This is a genomic window from Lachnospiraceae bacterium oral taxon 500, from assembly GCA_002999035.1.
Classification (GTDB): Bacteria; Bacillota; Clostridia; order Lachnospirales; family Vallitaleaceae; genus W11650.
Genome location: CP027241.1, coordinates 2543386 through 2568037 on the forward strand (window position 1 = coordinate 2543386; position 24652 = coordinate 2568037).

Below are 24652 nucleotides of genomic sequence, written 5' to 3' on the forward strand. Positions count from 1 at the left end.
AAATAAAACTTTCGCATTTGCTGACCGCCCAAAACCGCGCCTGTCTGCCATTGCCAAAGCTTGATCCGTTTTCCGCACTTAGGCAGCCGTCAATATTTCACCACTTTTTTATGCAGCCAGTCAACCGCCGCCATTAAGAGCAAACTTAAACCGGATACAAAAAAAACAACGGCAAACATTTTATCCAGAGCCACCGCCTTACGCACCCGGGTCATATAGACACCCAGACCGGAATAACCGCCCAGCCATTCGGACACAACCGCCGAAATCAAAGCATACGAAACCGACACCCGCAGTCCGGCAAAAAAATAGCCGATGCTGGCCGGCAGCTTGCCATGCCGGTATATCTGCCACCGGCTTGCGCCCATGCTTTGCAGCAGCCGGATACAGTCAGGATCAACCGACCGGTAGCCGTCAAGCAGCGCAATTAAAATCGGGAAAAAACCCGTCATCACCACCAGCACGATTTTGGGGGCCATATAATAGCCCAGCCAAATAATCAACAACGGCGCCACCGCCACCGTCGGAATCGTCTGGCTGATGATAATCGGCGAATACAGCAGGTCATAGCAGCGCTTGGACAAATCCATCAAGAGCGACAGGCCAAATGCCAGCACAATCGCAATCAGCATGCCAATCAGCGCCTCCAGCAGCGTATACCGGGTATGATACAAAATCAGACGGATATCTTGGACAAAGGCCCGCGCTACTGCATAGGGTGAGGGCAGGAAAAACTCAGGCAAAACCTTCAGCCATGCCAGTCCCTGCCACAGCAGCAATATCACGATGACAATGCTGTACCGGTAAAAAAAATCAATCACTTTTTTGGTGTTTTTAATGTTTTTATTGTTTGCGGTGTTTTTGGTATTTTGCTGTTTTTTCTTCAATGCTAAGTCCCTCATCCTTTGGGTGATAACTGATACAGAACCCGAATTGCCATACTTGCATTTCCCATAAAAAAACTCCCTTCCGGGAGCGCTTAAACAAAAAGTCAAAGAAGATCGGCTTTCGTGCCGAAGTTTTTAAACTTAACTTTCTCATGTTCTGACGAACATGGAAAAGTTGAGTTTTTAACATAACAATCATCCCGAAGGATTTCTCCGTTATGTTAAAAAAGACTTGCCCCAAGGGGCAAGTCTTCTCTTCTTTGTGATCATATCTTCCCTACGCCGGCATTATCCGAACAGGTCATACGGGTATAATCTCAGCCTTTTAAGCACCCCACGATATAAAATTATCCGGCCTTCCGGCCGCTGACAACAAGTCTATTATACGCTGTTTTTCCAAAATGTCAAACTTTATTTTTAGCTTAGCCTTGCTCCGCCGATATTCCCTGCTCCGCAGGCTCAAAGTTCCGAAAGTCTGTTATTACACCCTGAACTTGGCAATCATTTCGGTCAGCTCCTGCGCCATTTCCGCCAAATGCGTGCTGGCCGCCGAGATTCCGGCAGAAGATGCCGTCTGCTGCTGCAGCGAAGCACTTACTTCCTGCGCCGATGCGGCATTTTCCTGCGACAGTGCCGACAAGTTCTCAATAATCTCAGACAAATTATCTCTGGTTTCGGCTAATTTTTCTCCGGAGCGGTTCAAATTATCAACCGTCGTCCGGTTCTTATCCAGTTCCATCGAAATAACATCAAACTGCCGCTTGGTTTGATCAACTTTCTCCGACTGCTGCACCATGATGCCGCCGACTTCATTCATGATATCAACGGCCTCGGCGGTTTTACCGGTTAAGTCGCTGACAACCCCTTTAATCTCCTCGGCAAAGGTATTGGACTGTTCCGCCAGTTTCCGGATTTCATCAGCTACCACGGCAAAACCCTTCCCAGCTTCACCTACTCTGGCGGCTTCGATTGCCGCATTCAGCGCCAACAGATTGGTTTGCTCGGCAATTGACTTAATCATATCACTGGCCGATTCAATTTGGATCGCACTGGTATTGGTATTTTCAATTACTTCCTTAACGTTGCCGGCTGCCTGCTCCGACTGCCGGGTTACATCAACCAATTCGGCAATAGCAATCTTACCGTTTTCATTAGCCTGAAAAACCTCCTTGGTAATGGCATTCAAGTCATCTACCACTTGTGTGTTTTCGCCTAAGGCGCCCTGCATTACATCCATCGCTTCGGCGCCTCTCTGCATATCCTCGGCCTGAGAAACCGCACCCTGCGAAATATCTTCAAATGCTCTGGCAATGTTATCGGCCGAACGGGAAGCCTGCTCGCTGGTTGCACTGAGTTCCTCCGATGAAGCGGAAACACGGCTGGCGACATCGTTAGCCTGAGTCATCAGTTCACGGATTGTTCTTTTTACCTGCAGCAAAGCCTGCGTAATCTGACCGATTTCATCCCGATTCTTGGAATACACCAAAAGCGGCGATTGCGGATTATACACAAAATCACAATCAGCCATGCCCTGAACCTCGGTACTTAAGCGGGAAATCGGTTTAACGACCGACATCGCAATCACATAAATAATGACGGCAACCAGTAAAACCGCAGCCAGGCCGATAATCAGCATAAATATACCTAATCCGGTTGAGGACGCTAAAATCTCATCCTTCGGCACCCATAAAATCAGCAGCCAATCGGTTGACCCGATTTTTTGAGGCACAAAAAAGTAATTTTCATTGTTAAAACGATATTCAAAAAGCCGGCCGACATTGCTCATCAGCTTTTCAGCCAGGGGTCTGAGCGCACCGCTTTCCACTTCATAAATATTATCGCCGGTCTTATACAGCCTATGTGCCACAAAATTCCCTGACTGGCTGATTACTTCAGCCTTACCGGTTTCTTCGACTTTAACGCTGCTTACCAGCTCTTCAATCTCGGATAATAAAATATCCGCTGCCAATACCCCTACTTTTTTGCCGTTTGTTTTGATTTCGGTGCTGATTGTCACTACCGCCATATTAGAAGCCGTGTCGTAATAGGGAGCCGAGATAACAATTCCCTGTTTTCCGGCAGCGTCCGTATACCACGATCTTTTTCGGGCATCAAAGCCCGCATCCGGCACCCAGCCCTCACCATCCAAATAATGACCGTCCTCAAACCCCATATAAAAGGTTTTGGCCGCTTTTACACTTCGGGTCAAATGACTTAAAGTTTCCAGCAATTCCCGGTCATTAGGTACCTTTCTTTCCAGATTTTGCTTGAGCAGTTCCACATAAGTAATCTCTTTAGAAACAATGGTTTCCACATCGGAAGCGTATTTAGCCGCTTCAATCTGCAGATTTTTTTCGTTTTCTTCCAATAATAGGCTTCTCGAGTATTGATACGATGCAAAAGCCAGAATAATTACGGTCAGCAGTACCGGTACCCCGATGAATATCAGCATTCTTTTTTTTAAGCTCATTTTCTCCTCCTTGATCTTGGCTGTACCAATCTATGTCATTTTCGCCTGCATTTTCTGATCGACGCTACTATCCTTTTGTCCATACACAGACCAGTGCATAAAATAAATCATTAATTTCCAAAAGCTTTATCGGTTCTTTTGGGTTTATTCTTTATCTTTTTTTATAATTTTATCAATCTTTTTTATCAAAATCCATTTTTCGCAGTTTCATCATGTGACAGTCACCTCCCTTGTTTCGGCTGCCGAAAAGCGCTTGAACTTTTCAGCGGCTTGCCTTATAATAATAGAAAAGTCAGTTCGGACTTAATTGCGTCATAAGTCAGCCCGCTTTTTGCCCGGATTAACTCCAATCGTATCATTCGTTACTATCAGAAAGGACTGAAATATAACTATGCTTCATCAATATGGTTATTATAAAATTGCTGCCGCCGTCCCGGCAGTTAAAATCGGCAATGTCCAGCACAATCAGGCCGAAATCATCCGTTTCATCCGTCAGGCTGCGGAAAGTCAAATCTCTTTGTTGGCCTTTCCCGAGTTATGCCTGACCGGCGCCACCTGCGGTCAGCTTTTTAATCAAAAACTATTGCAGGATGCCTGTCATGCGGCGCTGACGGAAATCGCGGCCGTAACCGAGAATCTTTTTTTCCCGGTTATTATCGGCAGCCCGGTCATGCATCAAGGCAAATTATTTAACTGCGCCGTCGTGTTCAGCGGCGGACAAGTTCGCGGCATTATCCCCAAGCTGATCTTAAATCCGGAAGAAAAGCGGTATTTTTCTGCTCCGGCCGATGATTTTTCAGTTTCCGGCGAAGCCATGCTAACCGGCTGCTCCGCTCCGTTCGGCAATTCTCTGCTTTTTGCACCTGAAAGAAACCGCGATTTTTGCTTTGCCGTGGAAATGGGCGAGGATTATAAAAGCATCTTTTCGCCATCAGCACTCAGTCTTTATACTCCGGCAACGGTCATTGTCAATCCGGCGGCACTCCCGGCCAAGGTCGGCTTTTTAGAGCAAACCGAACAAAGATTGAGCGCGATTTCCCGCAATAACCATCTTGCTTATTTGCATATCGGCAGCAACTTAGGGGAATCCAGTACCTACCACGCTTTCGCGGGACAGGCATATCTTGCGGAAAACGGAAAAATCCTCAGCCGAAGTACGCCTTATTCTCAGTCGGGACAGCTCATTACCGGCCTAATTGACGCGGAAAAAGCTTCTTTTTTAAAGCGTTCCGAAGTCATGGCCGTCCGGGCCATCCCCGGCAGCGCCGGTGTTTTTCTGTCCTGTCAAAATATTTTGGAATATCCGGCTAAGCCTGCGGCAGCAGAAAACGGCCTACCGCTTCTGCCGCTCCTGCCACGCTTTCCCTTTATTCCGGACGATGCCGCCCGGCTGGAAAGAAACTGCCGGGAAGTGATTGATATTACCGTTTCCGCTTGTATTCGGCGTTTTCGCCATGTGCAAAACCGCACGGCCGTGATCGGTATTTCCGGGGGGCTCGATTCCACTTTGGCTCTGCTGTTTTTAGCCGAGGCCTATCGGCGCATGGAAAAGCCTTTAACCGAAATTGTCGGTGTGCGGATGCCGGGCTTTGGCACCAGCGGCCAAACCTATGAAAACTCCTGTCAGCTGATGCAGCTGCTTGGCATCAGCCAGCGGGAAATCAATATTAAAGCCGCTGTCCTTCAGCATTTACAGGATATCGAGCATCCGGCTAATCAGCAGGATACCACCTATGAAAATGCGCAGGCTCGCGAACGCACCCAAATCTTAATGGATATCGCCAACCAAACCGGCGGACTGGTCATCGGGACCGGTGACTTATCGGAACTGGCGCTGGGTTTTTGCACCTATAACGGCGATCACATGAGTATGTACTCCCTGAACGCTTCCATCCCCAAAACCTTGATTCCCTATATCATCCGTTCCCTGGGCCGAAGCTACGCCGATTCGGATTTGCGGGCAGTTCTGGAAAGCATTATTGATACACCGATCAGCCCCGAACTCCTGCCGCCGACCGCCAATCAGCAAATTCTGCAAAAAACCGAAGAACTGATCGGGCCTTACGCCCTGCACGATTTCTTCCTATATTATATGATAAAGTACGGCTTTTCCCCGAAAAAAATCCGGGCACTGGCAGTGAAAACCTTTGCCGGTGATTTCGACGCAGAAACAGTGAATAAATGGCTGAAAGTTTTTTACCACCGCTTCTTTGCGCAGCAGTTTAAGCGCAACTGTCTGCCGGATGGCCCATCAGTCAGTGATGTTTCCCTGGCGGCCGCTTTTTCTATGCCGAGTGATGCCAGCGCTGCTCTGTGGCTGACGGATTTAGAGGAAGCCTTATGAGTAAAAAAGTAAGACGCCTCATTGACAGCTTTCACTATGCCATTTCCGGTATTTTGATTGCCTTTCGGGAAGAACGGAACTTTAAAATTCATACGATTCTGGCCGTTTGCGCCATTTTCTTGGCCACGCTTTTAACCTGCAGCCTGACAGAGTGGATGATTATTCTTTTGTGCATCGGCGTTGTCATGTCGGCTGAAATTTTTAATACCGCTTTGGAAAATACAATGGACTGGCTGGATCCGCAGTACAATAAATATGTAAAAAGAGTAAAAGACCTGGCGGCCGGTGCCGTCCTGATTATCTCTCTGGCCGTCGCCGCCATTGGTCTCTTGATTTTTGTGCCTAAACTCTGGCCGCTGTTGATGAAGTTTTTGGGAATTCAATAAAATAATTGCTTTTCGGCACTTTAATTTGTTTTTCAGCGCTTTAACAAAAGCGGCCTTGCCCAAATATCATGCACACGCAGTATTTCGGCAAGGCCGCTTATTTGTAACCGTTCAGGCAAGCGGATATTGACATTTCAACGAATTAGCAATGACTTACCTAAACTGTTAATTACTTTTGTTCGATAATTTCTTATCAATCTCGGCCGCCGCTTTTTTACCGGCACCCATCGCTAAAATAACTGTCGCCGCGCCGGTAACCACATCACCGCCGGCATAGACATTTTCCATGCTGGTCATGCAGCTGGCTTCATCAATTACAATACAGCCATGACGGTTCGTGACAATATCCGGTTCGGCTCGCTTAATAATCGGGTTCGGTGTCTGGCCGATGGCAATAACCACGCTGTCCACCGCCAGTATTTCCTCGGAACCGGCGATTTCCACCGGACTGCGCCGGCCGCTGGCATCCGGCTCACCCAGCTGCATATGAATGATTTCCATGCCGCTGACCCGGCCGCTTTCGCCTAAGATCCGAGTGGGATTGGCTAGCAGACGGAACTCAATTCCTTCTTCCTTAGCGTGATGAACTTCCTCCAATCTGGCGGGCAACTCCTGCTCCGAGCGCCGATAGACAATTGACACCTGCCCTGCGCCCAGCCGCTTGGCTGTTCTGGCTGCATCCATCGCCACATTGCCGCCGCCGACCACCGCGACCTTATCACCGGTTTTAATCGGCGTTCCGATGGCATTTTTCCGATAGGCTTTCATTAAATTAACTCTTGTTAAAAACTCATTGGCTGAATAGACACCGTTTAAGGATTCCCCCGGAATATTCATAAACCGGGGCAGCCCTGCTCCGCTGCCGATAAAAACAGCCCGATAGCCTTGTGCAAACAAATCTTCAAACAGAACGGACTGACCGACAATTACATTTTTATGCACCGTCACCCCCAGCTCCAGCACCTGATCAATTTCCGCTTTTACCAGCTGCTTGGGCAAGCGGAACTCCGGAATACCATAAACCAGCACGCCGCCCAGTTCATGCAGCGCTTCAAAAATCGTAACCTCATAGCCCCGCTGTGCCAGTTCATTGGCGCATGTAATCCCGGCCGGACCGGAACCGACCACCGCTACCTTAATGCCGTTTTTGACCGGCTGCTCGATTCGAATTAAATTATTGGTCCGAACATAGTCCGCCACAAACCGCTCCAATCGACCGATTGCCACCGATTCACCGTTTTTCCCCCGGACACAGACCCGCTCACATTGATTTTCCTGCGGGCAAACCCGACCGGTAATACCGGGTAAACGGTTTTGAGCGGCAATCACTTCATACGCCCGCAAAACCTCACCGGCCGCCAGTGCCTCAATAAACTCCGGAATCGGTACATTGACCGGACAGCCGCCGACACAGGGTTTGTGCTTGCAGTTCAGACAGCGCTCAGCTTCTTCTCTGGCCATTTCCAAGGTATAGCCCAAGGTCACTTCGGCAAAGTTTTGATTTCTGACCTCCGGCGCCTGTTCCGGCATCGGCACCTTTGTTTTTGCCCGATTTACCATGTTTTTCCCTCCAGCCTGCACTTATGCTCTTCTTCTTTAAAAAAGCCCTGTCTTTGCATTAACTCATCAAACTCCACCAGAAAACCGTCAAAATCCGGCCCGTCAACACAGGAAAACTTCGTTTGACCACCGACTTTCACCCGACAGCAGCCGCACATACCGGTTCCGTCAATCATAATCGGATTGAGCGACACGGCTGTCCGCAGTCCAATCGGTTTCGTCACTTCCACCACCGCCCGCATCATAACCACCGGACCGATGGCAATAACTTCATCATAATTTTCGCCTTGCCGCAAAAGCTCTTTCAGCACATCGGTCACAAAGCCGGTCCGCCCGGCTGAACCATCATTGGTCACCAGATAAACATGATCGGCAAACTCGGCAAAATCCTGTTCCAGCAGGATCAGTTCTTTTGACCGGGCACCGATAATTACGTCGACTTTCACTCCCCGCTTTTTTAACTCCCGCAGTTGCGGATAAAGGGGGGCTGCTCCTACTCCGCCGGCAATGCCAAGCACCCTTTCCTTAGCATGGAAAACCGCAGGCTGTCCCATCGGCCCCGCGACTTCAGGAATAAAATCGCCGGCCTCAAGCCGCGCCAGCTCCTGCGTGGAACGGCCGACAATCTGATAAATCAAAGTAATACTGCCCATTTCCCGGTCGGCATCAACAATCGTCAGCGGAACCCGTTCCCCATCCTGTCTCGGAATCACTATCACAAACTGCCCCGGCCGGCAGCGGGCGGCGACAAAAGGCGCTTCCACCTGAATCTGCTCTACCAACTCGCTTTTCTTTTGTTTCTTTAAAATTTTATACATGCTCTCTCCTTAATTGCCTTCCATTTCCGTAAGTATATCACACCCTCTCTTATAAGGAAAGAATAAATTTCATTTATGCTTGCGCGCTTCAAATTGGAAGTTATCGGACATCTTTCACCAGCAGACCAAATGCTTCGCATTTGCTAAAATAAGAGTTTTTATTGAAAACCGGTTTCAAATCTGATAAAATGGTTACAATCCAGGCAAGCGGATATTTCGCCGGCTTGCCCGAAGGTAACATAAAATGAATAGGAAGTAAAAACGGCAGCCGTTTCTGCATCCTCTGAGATAATACACGGAGAACCATATGCATCGAATATTTTTTGATCTTACTTTTAATTTTTCAATCTGGATTATTATCAATTTGATTTTATCTTCCGTCGTTGTTTTGCTGGAAAATAAAAAACCGACCTCGGCTCTGGCTTGGCTCTTTTTTCTGAACCTGTTTCCGATCATCGGTTTTCTCTTTTATATTCTGCTTTCGGAAAATATTGCCCGCCGCAAAATTTTTTCCTACACCTCCCATGAAATGGATATTTTCAATAAAATCTTAACAATTCAGTATCAGGACTTTAAATTGGGTACTTTCCCCTTTGCTGATAAAAGTACCGATCAATACCGGGAAATGATTTTATTCCATAACCGGCTGAGCGAAGCGTTTTATTCACAAAATAACAAGCTTGAATTTTTTTATGAGGGTCAAACCAAGTTTGACCGGCTGTTTGCCGATATTAAAAACGCCCGGCATCACATTCATCTGCTGTACTATATTGTTAAATCCGATCATATCAGCCGGCAATTGATTGATCTGCTTTGCCAAAAAGCGACGGAAGGTGTTGAAGTCCGCTTCCTGATCGACCATATCGGCGGCCGCCAGCTTTCCGGCCAACTGATTCGGAAAATGAAAGCAGCCGGTATCCGGCTCAGCTTCTTCTTCCCGTCCAAATTAAAATACATTAATTTCAAGGCAAATTACCGCAATCACCGTAAATTAGCCATTATTGACGGTGACATCGGTTATTTGGGCGGCATGAATGTCGGTGATGAATATATTTATTCCAAGCGCTTTGGCCGGTGGCGGGACACGCATATGCGAATCTGCGGCGATGCCGTTATCGCTATGCAAATGCGCTTTATCCTGGATTGGCGGGCAGCCAGCAAAGAATATATTTTAATTGATGAAAAATATATTCATTCCTCCGCTTCCAAGGATAAAGTCGGGATTCAGATTGTCAGTTCCGGCCCCGATGATATCAACGACCAAATCAAGCAGGGTTATTTGAAAATCATTAACGAAGCCAAAGAATATATTTATATTCAAACCCCTTATTTTATCCCGGATTCCAGTATTGTTGACGCACTCAGCATCGCCGCAGTATCCGGCGTTGACGTTCGGATCATGATTCCCGACCGCCCCGATCATCCCTTTGTCCATACCGCAACCAAGGCCTACTGCATGGATATGCTGGAATACGGAATCAAGGCTTATACCTATAACGGCGGCTTTTTGCATACCAAAGCCATTGTCAGCGATAATGCCATCGCTTCGGTCGGTACCTGCAATTTCGATATCCGGAGTTTTCGTCTGAACTTTGAAGTCAATGCTTTTATTTATAACAGCAATGCCGCCGTCGAACTGTGCCGCCAATTTGAACGAGACATGGAAAACTCCACCGAGATACTGGCGGAAGATGTTAAAAAACGTAGTTATTTCACCCGTTTTCGTGCCGCTGTCGCCCGTTTGTTCAGCCCGGTACTATAAGTGACGCATAAAAGGATAAACACTATGATTGAAAATCGAAAAAAAATGACCGCCTTAGCTGCCCGCTATCCTGATATTTCACTGCCGGCGCTGACCTATCCGGCTCAAAATCCTTTGTTTCTGGATATTGAAACAACCGGCTTTTCGCCGCAAAACGCAATGATTTATGCGATTGGCTGTGTTTACCGGCATGAGGGGGAGTTTTATTTTCACCAGCTTCTGGCCGAACAAATGTATGAGGAAGATCAGCTCCTGATTACACTGGAAAAAATCATTCAAACCAATGCCATTGACCTATTGGTTCATTTTAACGGCAAAAACTTTGATATCCCCTTTTTAATCGGCCGCTATGGAAATGCCTGCCTGTCGACTTCACTGGGCGAGCTGCCGCAGCTGGATTTTTACTTGGAGTGGAAAAAATGCCGGCCGTATTTTGATTTGCCCAATGCCAAGCTGAAAACCATAGAACAGGCAGTCAAGCTCCATCGCCACGATGAAAAGAGCGGCGGCGAGTTGATTGCTGTTTACCAGCGCTATTTACAGGGAGAAACCGGACTTCTGCCGCTGCTGCTCCTTCACAATGAGGATGATCTGCTGGCTACCTTTTTACTGGGTCATTTCCTGCCTTTTTTGGAAACGCCCCGGTTAAAGCATTTTCTGTTCCCTTATTTTGACGCTTTCCCCCATGTGGAAAAGGCGGATCAAGTCGAGCCGCTTACCTTTTACAATCCGGCCTGGCAGGATTATTTAAACCGCTGCTTTGACAGCCGCTGCTTTTCTCCGCTCATGACCGGCAGCTTTCTGCGCCGTTATCCGGTGCGGCAGACGATACTTTATCATTTTTTGCCTGACCCGGAAAACTATTACTATCTGCCGCAGGAAGACACAGCCGTTCACAGCAGCGTTGCTCAATTTGTTGAACCGGCTTTCCGGCGCAAAGCCACCAGGAAAACCGCCTACATTAAAAAGGCGGATGCCTTTTTAGAACTGCCGGCGGCTGCCCTGCCCTTTTTATCGGAAGAACCGCTGTTTCAAACTGGCTATTCTGATAAAAAAAGATATCTGCCTCTGTCGGCATTGACAAAGTATTATTCAGATTACATATAAGCAAAAGGGCGTTGTTTTCATTCATTGTGCAAGATATTGAAAAATTTGTCTGTAACAACACGATATCTTGATATCAATGCTTATGAAACAACAGCCCTTTTGCCGGTTTAATAAACCCAGCAAACGGCATCCCGCCGCTATTTCCCGCTGCGCAGCCGGTCACTGTAGAAAATCATCAGCTCCTGCATCCGGTACAGTTCCGCTTCCCGGCTGATACTCCGATAAACTTGCTTATAATGATAAAACCAAATATCCAACTCTTTGGCCAGCACCCGGCCGTCCGGCATAGCCGCATCCTTAATGCGGCCGTCTTTTGCCATCACATATTGGCCGATTTGATTGATCAGCCGAATCCCGTCAACCGCCACCAAATAAGGATACAGCTGCTCTCTCTTTTCGACCGGCAATTCTTTTTGCAGCCGGTAAAGCGCCTGTTTGATGTCCGCTAATTTTCGGCATTTTTCCTCGGTATCTGCTAACTGCGATAAATTCTCCTCAATATGCTTTTGCTGAAAATCCGGATTAGACGCGGTTTGTCTTGCCAGCTCGGCATAATGGCAAAAGTCCTGCCAGGAAAAAGCAGTATTGACTCTGACCTTTTCAACCAGCGCCAGCAAACTTTCCGAACGGTCCTCATATTCGAGCTTCGAAATTTGCCGGTTCAATTCCTCATATTCACCAGCCGCCGGATTCCAGGAAAAAGCTGCACCGTAAATCATTCCGGCAATACTGAAATCGGGATGATTGACATGCAAAAAGTCGCCCCAATCCGTATTTAAAAATCCCACTGCTCCATATTTAGCGGCGTGTCCGGCCATCTGCTTAATATTATGATATGAATTCCAATTCACATTGATCAGTTCATTCCAACCACAGCAGCCCGGGCAGCAATACTGAGTTGCTCCTGCCTCAGCCATTTTCATGGTTTCATAATCCCTTTGCTCCGGAGCGTATCCCCAGGTCAGGCAAATCGTTTCCGGCGGCAGTTCCTTTATCAGCTCCGGGAAGCCGACAATGACATCGCCCCAAAACATCGGCCTGCGTCCGCGGGCGACAATAAATTCCGCTAATTCCTTAACATAATTGATATACAGCCGGCTTTTGCCCAACTTTTTCACCTCAGCCTTACTTCGCCCGGTGCCCAAATCAAAAGTTTCATCGGCACAGAGATTAAACTGCCGGGATTGAAACAGCTCCATAAACTCGGCCAGCATCGACTGAATCAGTTTAAGGCTGTCGGGATTGGTTACATCAATGGTATGATGCTGCATCCGGCCAAATACCGAAAACAGCTGATCATCTGTGTTTTCCAATTCACACAAATGCCGGTATTCTCTGGTTGACAGCAGCTTATATAAATGGCCAAAACTGGACAGTGACGGCACCAGTTCAATTCCTCTGACCCGGCAGTAAGCGTCCAGTTCCAAAATATCCGCCGCCGTATAGGGCGTATCATCTCGCCACAGCTCGGTCAAATCCCGAAACAGATAGGTATGCTCAATATATAGTTGAAACTGGTTAATCTTATAATACGCCAGCCGATCAATCCATTGCTTGAGCCACTTTACTTTCGGAATCCGGCCGCGGGTCACATCCAAATAATGTCCGCGGTTTAACAGCTTCGGCGCATCCTCAATCCGCAGCCGGGGAAAATCCGCCCCGCACTGCGCCGTAATCTGCAAAATTGTCTGCATCCCATGCCAAAGCCCCTCGCTGCCGCCGGTTAAAACAATATTCTCTCCCCTGCTGTCGATGGTATAGGCCTGCCCCTTTTCCTGTTCTAAAATCAACTTGATATCGCCCGCTTGACTTTTGCCTTTGGTTAAAAGCAGCGGAAAGCCTAAGTTTTTTCCTAATTTTTCCAAAAACAGCAAAACCTGCTGATTCAACAGCCTGCCGCCGGCTTTGTCCACCTGCACATAGCTCTCGTAACCGAGTATAAAGCTGCCTGCCTGCATCTCCAATTGCTGCGGTTTCGGTATTAAATACATATTTTCCCCTTTCTGATGCCGTTGAGCCCCTGCTTGCCCTAAAGTTTGCTAACAGTTCAGACAAATAGGGGCTTATAGTTGCTATGTCTTTGGAGAACAAGCTCTCCCCAGCATAGCAACCATAAGCCCCTGCTCTCTCATCGCTAAAATGAGAGTTACGCTTTGGCAAAAGTCGATTCGCCTTCTTTTTTATAAAAGAAAGTCTGCTCGGAACTGAAATTAAACTTCTGATAACCGATAATCTGCTCAGTACTGCCGACAAACAGTACGCCGCCCGGCTTTAAAGCCAAATTGAACTTATGATAAATTTCATCCTTAGCTTCATTGGTGAAATAAATCAGCACATTCCGGCATACAATCAAATCCATACCCTTCGGATAAGGATCCTTCAACAGATTATGCTGCTTAAAGGTCACGCATTTTTTAATTTCATCGGAAATCTTATACGATTTACCGACCACCTCCAAATACTTTGCCTTTAAATCGGCCGGCACCCCGACAATGCTCTTGGGCGCATACAAGCCTACCTGTGCCTGCTCTAAAATCTGCTTATCAATGTCGGTCGCCAAAATACTGATTTGCTTGAGCGGTATAAACTTACTCATCAGCATCGCCAAAGAGTAAGGCTCATCGCCGGTCGAACAAGCCGCCGACCAAATCTTGATATTCTTGCTGCCCGCTTTTTGAAACAAATACGGCAAAACCTTCTCTTCCAGTATTTTCCACTGCGGCGGATTACGATAGAACTCGGAAACGTTGATGGTCATGTAGGTAACGAATTCTTCGTAAATCTCCCCTTTTAAGCGCAATGCTTTCACATAAGGTTCATAGCCATCATAATTATGCTTACTGATCAAAGCATCCAAACGTCTTTTCATCTGCTTTTCTTTATATGCAGACAAATCAATCGTTGATATTTTATAAACTTCTTCCTTAAACTTCTCATAATCCATCATCCGTTTATCTCTCCTAGACTATTCCGCAGATTCTTCCGCCGATGCCGCAGTATTTTCTGCCTGCTTAGCGGCCTCTTCCTTCTCCAGTTCCTTAACGGAAAGTGAAATCTTTTTATCTGCTAAGTTCAAATCGGTTACCTTGGCAGTTACCGTCTGGCCGACACTTAACACATCGGACGGCTTCTCCACATGCTTCATCGAAATCTGGGATACATGCAGTAAGGCATCAACACCCTTTTCCAATTCGACAAATGCACCGAAATCAGTCATTCTGGCCACCCGACCGCTGACCGTATTTCCGACCGCATATTTGACTTCGGCACCGTTCCACGGATTTTCATCATCAAACTTCATCGACAAGGAAACCTTTTGCTTATCTTTATCAATTTCCAAAATACGAACCTTGACTTCTTCACCAACCTTGACAACATCCTTCGGCGACCGGATTCTGCCCCACGACAGTTCAGAAATATGAACCAAGCCGTCAATTCCGTTGATATTGACAAATGCGCCGTATTCGGTAATATTTTTTACAACACCGGTCATAACATCGCCGACATGGAGCTGATCAAATACCTCTTCCATCTTAGCGCTCTTTTCTTTTTCCAGCAGCATCCGGCGGTTACCGATAATGCGGCTCTTTCTAAGATTGAATTCGGTAATGACAAAGGTAATTTCCTGATTCTTGAATTGATTGAGATTGGAAACATACTCATCGGAAATCAAGGAAGCCGGAATAAAGATTCTAACTTCATCAATAATTACCACTAAACCACCACTTAACACCAGATTGACCTTAGCAGTAACCTTTTCTCCCGATTTGTACAGTTCTTCCACCCGGCGATATCCTTCGTCCGCTTTCAATCTCTTATAGGTTAAAAGCACTTGGCCTTCTCCATCGTTAATACGCAGCACTTTAGCCCGGATCTCCTGTCCGACCTGTACTTCGTTGCGTAAATCAACTGACGGGAAATTGGAATATTCGCTCTTGGGAATAATTCCGTCGGATTTGCCTCCGATGTTCACATAAATCTCGTCTTCTTTTACGGAAATTACGGTACCTGTGATGACTTCACCTCTCCGGATCTGCACCGAAAACTGGTCAAGCATCTCTTCAAAACTTTGATTTTCCATTTCTGACATATGAAATGACCTCCTAAAAATTTAAAATACTCCGACACCATTTGCCCTAATACAAGGGAAAATAGATGTCTAAGCTGTATCATAACACACTTTTTTCGACTTGGCAATTGATTTGACTAAAATATTTCTATTTTTTTCAGTTTAGGCAAGCAGCTGGTTATGATTGATATACAACAAAGAGCCTGCGCTCCAGAGGCATATCAATCATAATCGGCTATTCGCCGGACACCCGCACTTGGACAAGCGATTTGCTAAGCAATAACGTTTTTCTGCAAAAACGCTAAAATTTTGGCAAAAACTTCCTCTTTCCCTTTTTCATGCAGTACTTCGTGACGCATTTGGTCATACAGCTTTAACTGTACACTCTTTATGCCCAGCTCCTTATACATCAAATACAACTCCATAATTCGCCGGCCGTTTTCATTTAAGGGATCGGCGCCGCCGGAAATAATTAAAATCGGCAGGTCTTTCCTGATTTGACGCAGCTGCTCCGGATGATACATCTGCAATACGTTTTCGGATAATTCATACAAAAAATTATTGGACACCTGGTAGCCACACATCGGATCCTGATCATATTTGCGTACTTCCTCCAAATTGCTGCACACCCAGGCAAACGGAGAAAAATCATTTTCAAACTTTTTGTTATAATTATAAAAAGTGATATCATTGGCCAGCTTTGAATTAAAATACTCGCCGGTCGCCAGCATAATCATTTTCAACAAAAGCCGACCGTAAAAAGCCTTCGGCCACGGCTGTTTTAAACTGCCGAGCAAAACCACGCCGTCAACGCTGTCACTGTACTTTTGAATAAACTTCTGAATAATCAGCGAGCCCATGCTGTGACCGATCAAAAATAGCGGCAGCCCCGGATACTCCCGGTGCAGCATATCGACATAATACTTTTGATCCATAATAATCCGGCGAAAACCGCCCTTTTCCAACGCGCCCAACCGGCCGTTTTTCAGTCCGGTCTGCCCCTGACTGCGGTGATCACCGGCCGCCACCAAAAAGCCGTATCCATTTAAAAAGCGGGCAAACTCATCATAGCGCCGAACATGCTCAACCATACCGGTTAAAAACAAAACCACTCCCACCGCCGGTTTCTCCGGATGCCATATTCTGAAATAATTTTTTTGTTCGCCTTCCCGCTCAATCCACCGTTCTTCTGTCTTGATCATTTTAATCTCCTTCCTCTATGTAACTTCGCCTTTGCTCCGCCCACACCGCTAAGCTGTCATATTTTTTCTTGCGGGTCAGCTCCATAATTCCTAATTTAGTCAAGTCATGCACCAGTGCCGGTACGGGATCGGCTGCCAGATGCGCCGCCATTTTCGCCAGCAGTTCCCGTTGATGCGCCGGCTCTTTCATATCAATAAAATCAATTAAAATCATCCCGGATAAGTTCCGCAGCCGAATCTGCCGGGCCGCTTCTTTAGCCGCCTCCAAATTGGTTTTAAATACTGTTTTTTCATGCTCCTTGCCGCCCTTAGTTTTGCCGGTATTGACATCAATCACATTCATTGCTTCGGTTTTTTCCAGAATCAAATAGCCGCCGCCGGGCAGCCAGATTTTCTTTTTCTCCGCTTCTTTCAAAGCCCCCGCCAGGTCATGGCGCAAAGCATAATCCACTTCCCGATAATGCACCGCTAAAGATAGCCCATTTTGTTTGACATATGCCACCGCTTGATCAAAACTTGGCCGGTCATTGGTATAGACCTCGTCCACTTCTTTGCAGTTTTTTAAAATATCCAAATCTTCTCTGCCCCGCAAAATGCAAGGGCCTTTGCCGTATTTTGCCCTCTCCTCCAGCCGCTCTGCCTGCTCCTGCAATGCCTGCATTTCCTGCCACAGCGCCGTTTCCTCTTCGGTTCCGGAGCGAATGATAAAGCCATAGCGCCGGTCTTTATCCCGTAAAAACTCCTCCAGCCCCTTTCTTTTAGCTCTTTCCATTTTTTGGCTGAAATAAAGTTTATTTTCACCCGACAGCAAAACCGCAAACGAGCCTTCCAGAGAAAACTTCATAGTCAGCTTGGCCCCCTTTTGGCCGCTGCTGCTGCGCACCGCCTGCACCAAAATCGAATCGCCGCTTTTTATTTCCGCCGTCACATCCCGATATGGCAAAAAACCGATATTTTCTTCTCCGATATTGACAAAGGCCGAACTGATGGCATTTTTCTTCTCCTGTACTACTCCGATATAAATGTTTCCCTCGGCCGTTTCCGCCAGCATTGACTGCGGATAAAGGTCGTAAATATGGTCATAATCATCGACGGTATAATAGTATAGCTGTTCCTGCCATTTGGCAATGTATAATTTCATCATCGTTACCGTGTCCCATCTCTTTCGCATCGCTCTCGTACAGCCATCCGTTAAAAGCGCTTGTGCCTGGCTATATCCCGCTTTTTCCATCCGCTTGCAGCCAATGCAAGGTTTCACCAATCTTGTAAATAAGGATAGTATACCATAGAAGTCCGTTTAAGAAAAGCCATTCCGAAAATTTGCCGGGAAAACCCGAAACCTTAAAACCCGATTTTAAGATTTTTTGGCAAAAACATTGTATTTTTTTGTGTAAACTGTTATAATTAGTTTAAGCTTCTTGAGATTAGGGGCGATTACAAAAGGTCTTGATCTATTTATGTGATTTAGCAGCTTTGAGTCCGGTTTTTCGAACTCAAACGGACAATTTCCTTTCCGGTGAAAAACAGTTGATCATTGCCTTTGAACATTCATTTCTGAAGGGGGATTTTATGCAAATTCATAATGTTATGGAAGATTTTGTCTTAGACATTTTAGACGACACCTTGAAAAGAATGCCGGATTTTTGCCAATGCGAACAATGCCGGATGGATGTGGCTGCTCTGATTTTAAATGACGTGAAACCTCATTATGTTGTCAGCGAAAAGGGCTATGCTTTTTCCAAAGCCAATCTTTTGTCCCGTCAGTTTAAAACCGATTTGACAGCCGAAGTCATCAAAGCCGTTATGGTTGTTTCCGAAAATCCGCGTCACTCCAAAGAAGAAAGCGTAATAACCAAATAAACTTTATATATTTACAGCAACAGTCAGTTAAGAAAAGCATACTTCCTCTTAATTGGCTGTTTTCTGTTAATCCTTATTCTATATGGGTCAAGCGCACTTCTGCTCTGCGCCGGCAAATAAAATATTGCCGGAAACTCTGATTTTTCAGGCTTTCCGGCAATATTCTTAAATTCTATGACTTATTTTCCGCTTATTTATTTTTTAAATTGAACCAAGCGTCCAATCCCGGATAATAAGCAATGTCATCCAGCTCTTCTTCGATCCGGAGCAGCTGATTGTACTTAGCTACCCGGTCGGTTCTGGCCGGTGCACCGGTCTTAATCTGGCCGGCATTAACCGCTACTTCAATATCGGCAATCGTTGCATCCTCGGTTTCACCGGAACGGTGCGAAACAACCGCAGTATAGCCTGCCCGATTTGCCATTTTGATAGCGTCAAAGGTTTCGGTCAAGGAACCGATCTGGTTAACCTTAATCAAAATCGAGTTAGCGCAGCCTTCTTCAATACCTCTTGCCAAACGAGAGGTGTTGGTAACGAACAAGTCATCACCTACCAGCTGAATCTTTTTGCCCAAACGTTCGGTTAAAAGCTTCCAGCCTTCCCAGTCGTTCTCATCCAGACCATCTTCAATCGAAATAATCGGGTATTTGTCAACCAACTTTTCATAATAATCAACCATTTCCAGTGCGGTCCGGTAAATCTTGTCGCCGCCCTTGGCCTCGGTTTCACCTTCAAAATAATACTTGCCGCATTCATCGCAGAAAAGCTCCGAAGCCGCTACGTCCAGCGCAATCCGGAAGTCCTTGCCCGGCTCATAACCGGCCTTGGAAATTGCTTCCATAATCAGGTCAAGTACGTCCTCAGCCGTTGCCAAATTAGGTGCAAAACCGCCCTCATCACCGATTGCCGTCGACAAGCCCTTGGCCTTCAAAACCGACTTTAAGTTATGATATACTTCCGCACAGCTGCGCAGCGCTTCACTGAACGATTCTGCGCCCACCGGCATAATCATAAACTCCTGAAAATCAACGGTATTATCAGCATGCTGGCCGCCGTTTAAGATGTTCATCATCGGTACCGGCAAAGTATAGCTGTTAAAGCCGCCCAAATACTGATAAAGCGGCATATTCAGCGCTGCGGCCGCTGCCTTGGCTACTGCCATCGAAACTGCCAGAATAGCATTGGCACCCAGCTTCGACTTGTTTTCCGTGCCGTCCAAATCCAGCATCAATTCGTCAATATATCTTTGATCCAAGGCGTTTAAGCCAATCAATTCTTCGGCAATGATTTCATTGACATTGTCAACTGCGTTTAACACGCCTTTGCCCATATAGCGCTCGCCGCCATCCCGCAATTCAACTGCTTCAAACTCGCCGGTCGATGCTCCCGAGGGAACCGATGCGCGTCCCAAATAAAGACGATTGGTTTCTTCGTTCAATACGGTAACATCCACCTCGACAGTGGGATTTGCTCTTGAGTCCAATACCTCTCTGGCAAGTACATCTGTAATTTCAAGATAACCTTTCATTGATTAATCTCCTTTCAAAATGCTTTTGTGCACAATTTTTAAACCAGGCATACGCGACATCCATTTGCCTTTCCTTTATAGTATACCTGATACTGTCAAAAAATCAAGAATTTTCTTATAAAATTGTTACAGCCCGGACAAGCCACTCACTGCGTTACCCGCTGAATGTTTTTGGCAAAGTTCTGATTGCCGGCAATGACCACGGCATAATTGAGGAATAACACATCATCAAAACCCTGTTCCACCGCATAGGCCGCAGCGTTTGCCTGAAAATGCCGGGGATCGATCACATGAATTTCCTTATAATGATTCATCAAAAACGGAATAAAGGCATTGCCGTAAGAATCCTTAAACACCAGGATTTTCCGGTCGGTGTCAACATTAGTCGTAATCACCGACAACGGCTCATCACCGCTTAAAAACACCAAATATTTATTCTTAAAACTCGGCTTGCCGTAGTTTTCATTGATGACATTCCAGTTCAGCACACCGCCCTTGGCCGTGTGAATTTGAAAGGTCGACTCCACTAACGGCATAAACACTTCAACCGTATCGGGGTTAGCCGCTATCTTGGCGCTTCGGGTCTTATCATACAAAGTGCCTAAAAATCCCGGGAACTCCTTTTTTTCATACTTATCCAAGGTAACCGGTGAAAAGCCGGCCGTCTTTACAAAAGCCTCATACGCATAATACGCTCCTCTGGCCGTCCAGTGGTGATCCGAGCGAAAATATAAATAATCCTGATAATGCGAAAGCAGTGAGCTTCTGGCATCAACCGGCGTAATCCGCGGACTGAAAAAGCTATTAATCAACTGAATTGCTTCTTCCTGTGAGCTGCCCATTTCCCGGTATTTTTTATTAGGAATAAACTCAATATGACTGGGCGCTACCAGCGAAAAGACCCGCATCGATTCCGGCATTTTAGCGGCAAACTGGTTGATACTTTCCGCGTAAAACTGGCAGGACGCTGACCGGTAACCGAATATTTCATAAGCGGCATCTTTGAGCACCAAAAAGTTGCTCTTGACTTCGCCGGCCTCATTATCCTGGGTATCCTCAATGACCGTTTCCATATTCGGTGCTGCCTGCTCCGAAGCAGCAGCGGACGGCTTTGTTTCCTCCGGGTGCCGGGCCAGGTACTCGGCAATTTGCCGCCGGGCATAAAGCTTAACCCGATCGTTCAAATCACTGACGCTGCTGACCAGACCGGCCTGAGCGGCCATAGTTTCCGTTTCGGTCGTATCTGCGGACTTTTCGTTCTCGGCGGTAGAAGCTTCTTTCGGATCTTTCTCCTGTGCCTTATCCGGATCAGCCGCAAACTGATCGCCCGTTTTTAAAGTCAAGATCTCCGCTTCATCCTCACCGGCCATGCCCTTTAAGGCCATCAGCTTATCATTCAGACTGATCCAGCTATCCCGAAACATAAAACGGTCGGCATAAAAGGTTTCAATCCCGCTGAAAAAATCACCGTTTTTTAGAGCTTCCGTTGAAAATTCCGGGAACTTAGCCAGTGTCCTGTTCTCCGCCGCCGAAACCTCCGCTTTGTTATATAAAAACAAGTTCATAACGCCCATCGCCAAAAGACCTAATACAAATAATACAACATTTAATTTTTTAATCATTTTCTTTTTTCCTTCTTTATTACTGCTGATTAAAACCGAAAATATAAAAACGGATTGTAGGTCCGGCCGACCAGCATAGCTACCGATGCAAAGAAAAGCCCGCCGTTGAGAGCCAGCAAAAGCGGTGTTTCTCCCAGCCGCAGCCGCTTCCAAATAAACGCCAATAGCGGTGTGCAGGCAATCACTGCCAAAATAATAAAATAAAGATTATTGGTAAACATAATCTCAAACTGCAGGTTCCAAACCGGAAGCCCCGCCAAACCAAACATTTGACGCAAATAACCAAGCCCGTCTTTTAACGATTCAAAATAGAAAAAGACCCAGCCAACCAAAGTAATGAATACACAGTAAATATGGCCGAAAACCCTCGGCATTTTCCGGCCGGATGTCCGCCCCAAAATCCGTTCCAGACCAATCAGCACGCCGTAATAAAGCCCCCAAACCACAAAGTTCCAGGAAGCGCCGTGCCACAGCCCCGTTAAGAACCAGACAATAAACAAATTGCGAAAAACATGGCGACGGTTTCCACCTAACGGAATATACAGGTAATCGCGGAAAAACGAGCCCAGCGAAATATGCCAGCGCCGCCAAAAGTCCGTAGCTGAGGTTGAAACATAGGGGTAGTTAAAGTTTTCCTTATAGGTAAAACCAAACATCTTACCCATACCAATTGCCATATCCGAGTAACCGGAAAAATCAAAATAAATCTGAAAAGAAAAAAACAAAATCCCCAGCCATGAGCCCAACACCGACGCATTTTGGCCGCCGACCGTTAACAGGCCTTCGCCCAAGGCTCCGGCAGTATTGGCAATGATTACCTTTTTGGCCAAGCCCAAAATAAAGCGGTTGACACCGCTGCTGAAATCATCCAGCTTAAAGACCCGATTATCAATTTCATTGGCAATATCGACATAGCGGACAATCGGCCCGGCTACCAGTTGATGGAAGAGCGACACAAACAGCATGAACTTGGCAAAAGAATGCTGTGCCTTGGCCTCACCCCGGTAAACGTCAATCGTATAAGAAATCGTTTGAAAGGTATAAAAAGAAATCCCGATCGGCAGAGAAAAACCCTTATATTCAATCGGCAAACCTGTCAGCGCCGCAATCGTACCGGCAATCATGCCGGAATATTTAAATACCGCCAACAGTCCTAAGTTCAGCACCAAAGAACTCGCCACTGCTGCTTTTGCTTGCCACCGGCCGCGGTGGCTCTCAATAATCAAGCCATGAAAATAATCAATCGTGGCACTGAAAATCAATAAAGTAATCCAAACCGGCTCACCCCAAGCGTAAAAAATCAGGGAAGCAATAATCAGTACCCAATTTTTGGCACTGCGGGTCGGCATTTGATAATATACCAACAGGCACACCGGCAAAAATACAAATATAAAAAAAAGACTTGAAAATACCATCGTTTCCTCTTCCTGCTAAGACAATTCTTGCGCCGTTTTACTGTAATCACCGCCCTCCGGCGGCGTTGCTTTCCCTATTTTAGCCTATAAGAATTCGGCTGTCAAGTTAAAAAACAATGAGTACCAACAGCCAAAAAACCTTAAAAATCAGATAAATTTTTTCGCTTGCTATTTCCGTTCTTTTGCTTTATACTGAATTTGTTCTTTGTACCGCTTTGTGCGGTTTTCCGTATCTTTCCCGGGAACAGGGCAGCCGGATAAAAGCGAAGGGCGGAGAGTTTCTAAAAACTATAAAATACATCTATTCTTAGGAGGTTTTATGAAAAAACTGCAAAAGCATATCGTAATCTGTCTGGTTTTCATCCTGACACTTAGTTTTATCCAACCTGCGGACGCAACCGGTTATTCCAACTTTACAACGAAAAAAAGTTATTCTTCGTTTGCTGATGTCCCGGAAAATTCCTGGTTTTATTCCAGCGTCAAAGCTGCTTATGAATTGGGATTAATGAAAGGCAATTCCGCCACCGTCTTTAACCCGAACGGCAATCTGTCCGTAGCCGAAGCCGTTACTTTGGCAGTGCGTTTATATCAAACTTATAATGAGTACACCCCGACCGAACCTGCCCCGACCGGCCCTTGGTACCAAAGCTACATTGATTTTGCCGTCAGTTTCGGAATTTTAAACGGCTCTTATTTTTCCGATTATAATGCGCCCATTAACCGGACGGACTTTGCTTCTATTTACAGCGGAATCCTTTCGGCGAGCGATGAAGTCATCAATCCAAATATTACGCTGTTAAATATTCCCGACGTTGACAGCGGTACTTTTGAAGCGGACAGCATTTTGCAAATGTATTCCTACGGTATCATGACGGGCGATGATGCTATGCGCTTTTACCCGCAGTCAAACATCACCCGAGCTGAAGTTGCCGCTATCGCCTCGCGGATGGCAGTACCCTCACTCCGTAAAAAGCTGACTCCGGTTAACAATACTATCGCCGAAAAACATGTCAACCGTAACTACGAATGGTTTGTCGATCAAAATCAATCCGGCCCTTACAGCTACGAAAACTGCGGACCGTCTGTTACTTCAATGATCCTGAAATGGTTCAGCGAAGCCAATAACGTCAGCGCCGAAACGCTTCGTTCCTGGATCCGGCCCAACGGCGGCTGGTGGTTCACCGACGATATTGAATCGGTTATGGACAGCTATCAGGTACCCTATGACCGGAAAAACTTTGACGCTATTTCTCAGTTGGTAGAATCCCTAAACAAAGATCGGATTATCTTAGTCTGCCTGGACGGTTATTATCTGAGTGATGATTATACTTCTGTCGGTTCCGGACATTTTGTCATTATCAAAGGCTATGTCAACCAGAACGGTGTGATCAGTTTTGAAACCTACAACCCGGACAGCCGCAAAGATTACTACTATCCGGCCGATAAAGTTTTCAAAGCCTGCCAGGAATGGTGGCCGTATTACTACGAAATCGGTTATTAAAAGCCGAAACGCTCCTGCTCAGCAAAATCGTCTTTTTAGACTTTCTGCGCACCCGGGCAGAAAGCGGAGCACTTCGATCAGGAGTTGCATGGCCGGTTAAGTAAAAATTAAAAACGCATCT

General features: G+C 46.3%; 19 protein-coding genes and 1 riboswitch. Of the genes, 6 read left to right on the forward strand and 13 right to left on the reverse strand.

Annotation, left to right across the window (positions count from 1 at the left end; genetic code table 11):
- Positions 1 to 89: 89 nt before the first annotated feature.
- The gene (locus tag C3V36_11645) at positions 90 to 902 is read right to left on the reverse strand and encodes a nitrate ABC transporter permease (protein ID AVM69836.1); all 813 of its coding nucleotides are present in this window, start codon (positions 900 to 902) and stop codon (positions 90 to 92) included.
- Between the two features lie 242 nt (positions 903 to 1144).
- A riboswitch (TPP riboswitch) is annotated at positions 1145 to 1234 on the reverse strand.
- Between the two features lie 134 nt (positions 1235 to 1368).
- On the reverse strand, positions 1369 to 3357 hold the full coding sequence (locus tag C3V36_11650; GenBank protein ID AVM69837.1) for a methyl-accepting chemotaxis protein: 1989 nt from the start codon (positions 3355 to 3357) through the stop codon (positions 1369 to 1371).
- A 391-nt stretch (positions 3358 to 3748) separates the two neighbouring features.
- Here C3V36_11650 and C3V36_11655 point away from each other — a divergent pair, with 391 nt between their 5' ends.
- Complete coding sequence (locus C3V36_11655) at positions 3749 to 5701, forward strand: NAD(+) synthase (GenBank protein AVM69838.1); 1953 nt, start codon at positions 3749 to 3751, stop codon at positions 5699 to 5701.
- On the forward strand, positions 5698 to 6087 hold the full coding sequence (locus tag C3V36_11660) for a diacylglycerol kinase (GenBank protein AVM69839.1): 390 nt from the start codon (positions 5698 to 5700) through the stop codon (positions 6085 to 6087). Before C3V36_11655 ends, C3V36_11660 begins: the two co-directional genes overlap by 4 nt.
- A 165-nt stretch (positions 6088 to 6252) precedes the next feature.
- On the opposite strand, the gene gltA is transcribed toward C3V36_11660, so the two are convergent.
- From gltA to C3V36_11675, 3 genes are all read right to left on the reverse strand, one after another.
- On the reverse strand, positions 6253 to 7647 hold the full coding sequence (gltA, locus tag C3V36_11665; protein ID AVM69840.1) for a glutamate synthase (NADPH), homotetrameric: 1395 nt from the start codon (positions 7645 to 7647) through the stop codon (positions 6253 to 6255).
- The gene (locus C3V36_11670; GenBank protein ID AVM69841.1) at positions 7641 to 8465 is read right to left on the reverse strand and encodes a sulfide/dihydroorotate dehydrogenase-like FAD/NAD-binding protein; all 825 of its coding nucleotides are present in this window, start codon (positions 8463 to 8465) and stop codon (positions 7641 to 7643) included. Before C3V36_11670 ends, gltA begins: the two co-directional genes overlap by 7 nt.
- Positions 8466 to 8565: 100 nt before the next feature.
- Positions 8566 to 8745 (reverse strand): hypothetical protein, encoded by a 180-nt coding sequence (locus tag C3V36_11675; GenBank protein ID AVM69842.1) that lies wholly within the window; start codon positions 8743 to 8745, stop codon positions 8566 to 8568.
- 27 nt (positions 8746 to 8772) lie between these two features.
- Here C3V36_11675 and cls point away from each other — a divergent pair, with 27 nt between their 5' ends.
- Both cls and C3V36_11685 read left to right on the forward strand, forming a co-directional pair.
- A complete protein-coding gene (cls, locus tag C3V36_11680) occupies positions 8773 to 10227 on the forward strand; it encodes a cardiolipin synthase (GenBank protein AVM69843.1) in 1455 nt (484 codons plus the stop codon).
- 24 nt (positions 10228 to 10251) lie between these two features.
- Positions 10252 to 11334 (forward strand): hypothetical protein, encoded by a 1083-nt coding sequence (locus tag C3V36_11685; GenBank protein AVM69844.1) that lies wholly within the window; start codon positions 10252 to 10254, stop codon positions 11332 to 11334.
- A 137-nt stretch (positions 11335 to 11471) separates the two neighbouring features.
- On the opposite strand, the gene C3V36_11690 is transcribed toward C3V36_11685, so the two are convergent.
- The 5 genes from C3V36_11690 to C3V36_11710 form a co-directional block, all read right to left on the reverse strand.
- Positions 11472 to 13325, reverse strand: coding sequence for a glycoside hydrolase (locus tag C3V36_11690; GenBank protein ID AVM69845.1), 1854 nt, complete (start codon positions 13323 to 13325; stop codon positions 11472 to 11474).
- Between the two features lie 155 nt (positions 13326 to 13480).
- Positions 13481 to 14278 (reverse strand): chemotaxis protein CheR, encoded by a 798-nt coding sequence (locus tag C3V36_11695; protein ID AVM70539.1) that lies wholly within the window; start codon positions 14276 to 14278, stop codon positions 13481 to 13483.
- 21 nt (positions 14279 to 14299) lie between these two features.
- On the reverse strand, positions 14300 to 15424 hold the full coding sequence (locus tag C3V36_11700; GenBank protein AVM69846.1) for a 30S ribosomal protein S1: 1125 nt from the start codon (positions 15422 to 15424) through the stop codon (positions 14300 to 14302).
- Between the two features lie 251 nt (positions 15425 to 15675).
- Complete coding sequence (locus C3V36_11705; GenBank protein AVM69847.1) at positions 15676 to 16605, reverse strand: hypothetical protein; 930 nt, start codon at positions 16603 to 16605, stop codon at positions 15676 to 15678.
- Position 16606: 1 nt separating this feature from the next.
- Positions 16607 to 17836: a hypothetical protein gene (locus C3V36_11710; GenBank protein AVM69848.1), complete on the reverse strand. Its 1230-nt coding sequence runs from the start codon at positions 17834 to 17836 to the stop codon at positions 16607 to 16609.
- Between the two features lie 338 nt (positions 17837 to 18174).
- On the opposite strand from C3V36_11710, the gene C3V36_11715 reads away from it, so the two are divergent.
- Entirely contained in the window at positions 18175 to 18465 is a 291-nt protein-coding gene (locus tag C3V36_11715; GenBank protein AVM70540.1) for a competence protein ComFB, read from the forward strand.
- A 190-nt stretch (positions 18466 to 18655) separates the two neighbouring features.
- On the opposite strand, the gene C3V36_11720 is transcribed toward C3V36_11715, so the two are convergent.
- The 3 genes from C3V36_11720 to C3V36_11730 all read right to left on the reverse strand — a co-directional run bounded on the left by C3V36_11720 (position 18656) and on the right by C3V36_11730 (position 23030).
- Positions 18656 to 19993, reverse strand: a complete 1338-nt coding sequence (locus C3V36_11720; GenBank protein AVM69849.1) for a phosphopyruvate hydratase — start codon at positions 19991 to 19993, stop codon at positions 18656 to 18658.
- A 146-nt stretch (positions 19994 to 20139) separates the two neighbouring features.
- A complete protein-coding gene (locus C3V36_11725; protein AVM69850.1) occupies positions 20140 to 21615 on the reverse strand; it encodes a hypothetical protein in 1476 nt (491 codons plus the stop codon).
- Positions 21616 to 21644: 29 nt separating this feature from the next.
- Positions 21645 to 23030, reverse strand: coding sequence for a membrane-bound O-acyltransferase family protein (locus C3V36_11730; protein AVM69851.1), 1386 nt, complete (start codon positions 23028 to 23030; stop codon positions 21645 to 21647).
- Between the two features lie 319 nt (positions 23031 to 23349).
- Here C3V36_11730 and C3V36_11735 point away from each other — a divergent pair, with 319 nt between their 5' ends.
- Positions 23350 to 24531: a hypothetical protein gene (locus C3V36_11735; protein ID AVM69852.1), complete on the forward strand. Its 1182-nt coding sequence runs from the start codon at positions 23350 to 23352 to the stop codon at positions 24529 to 24531.
- Positions 24532 to 24652: the final 121 nt, after the last annotated feature.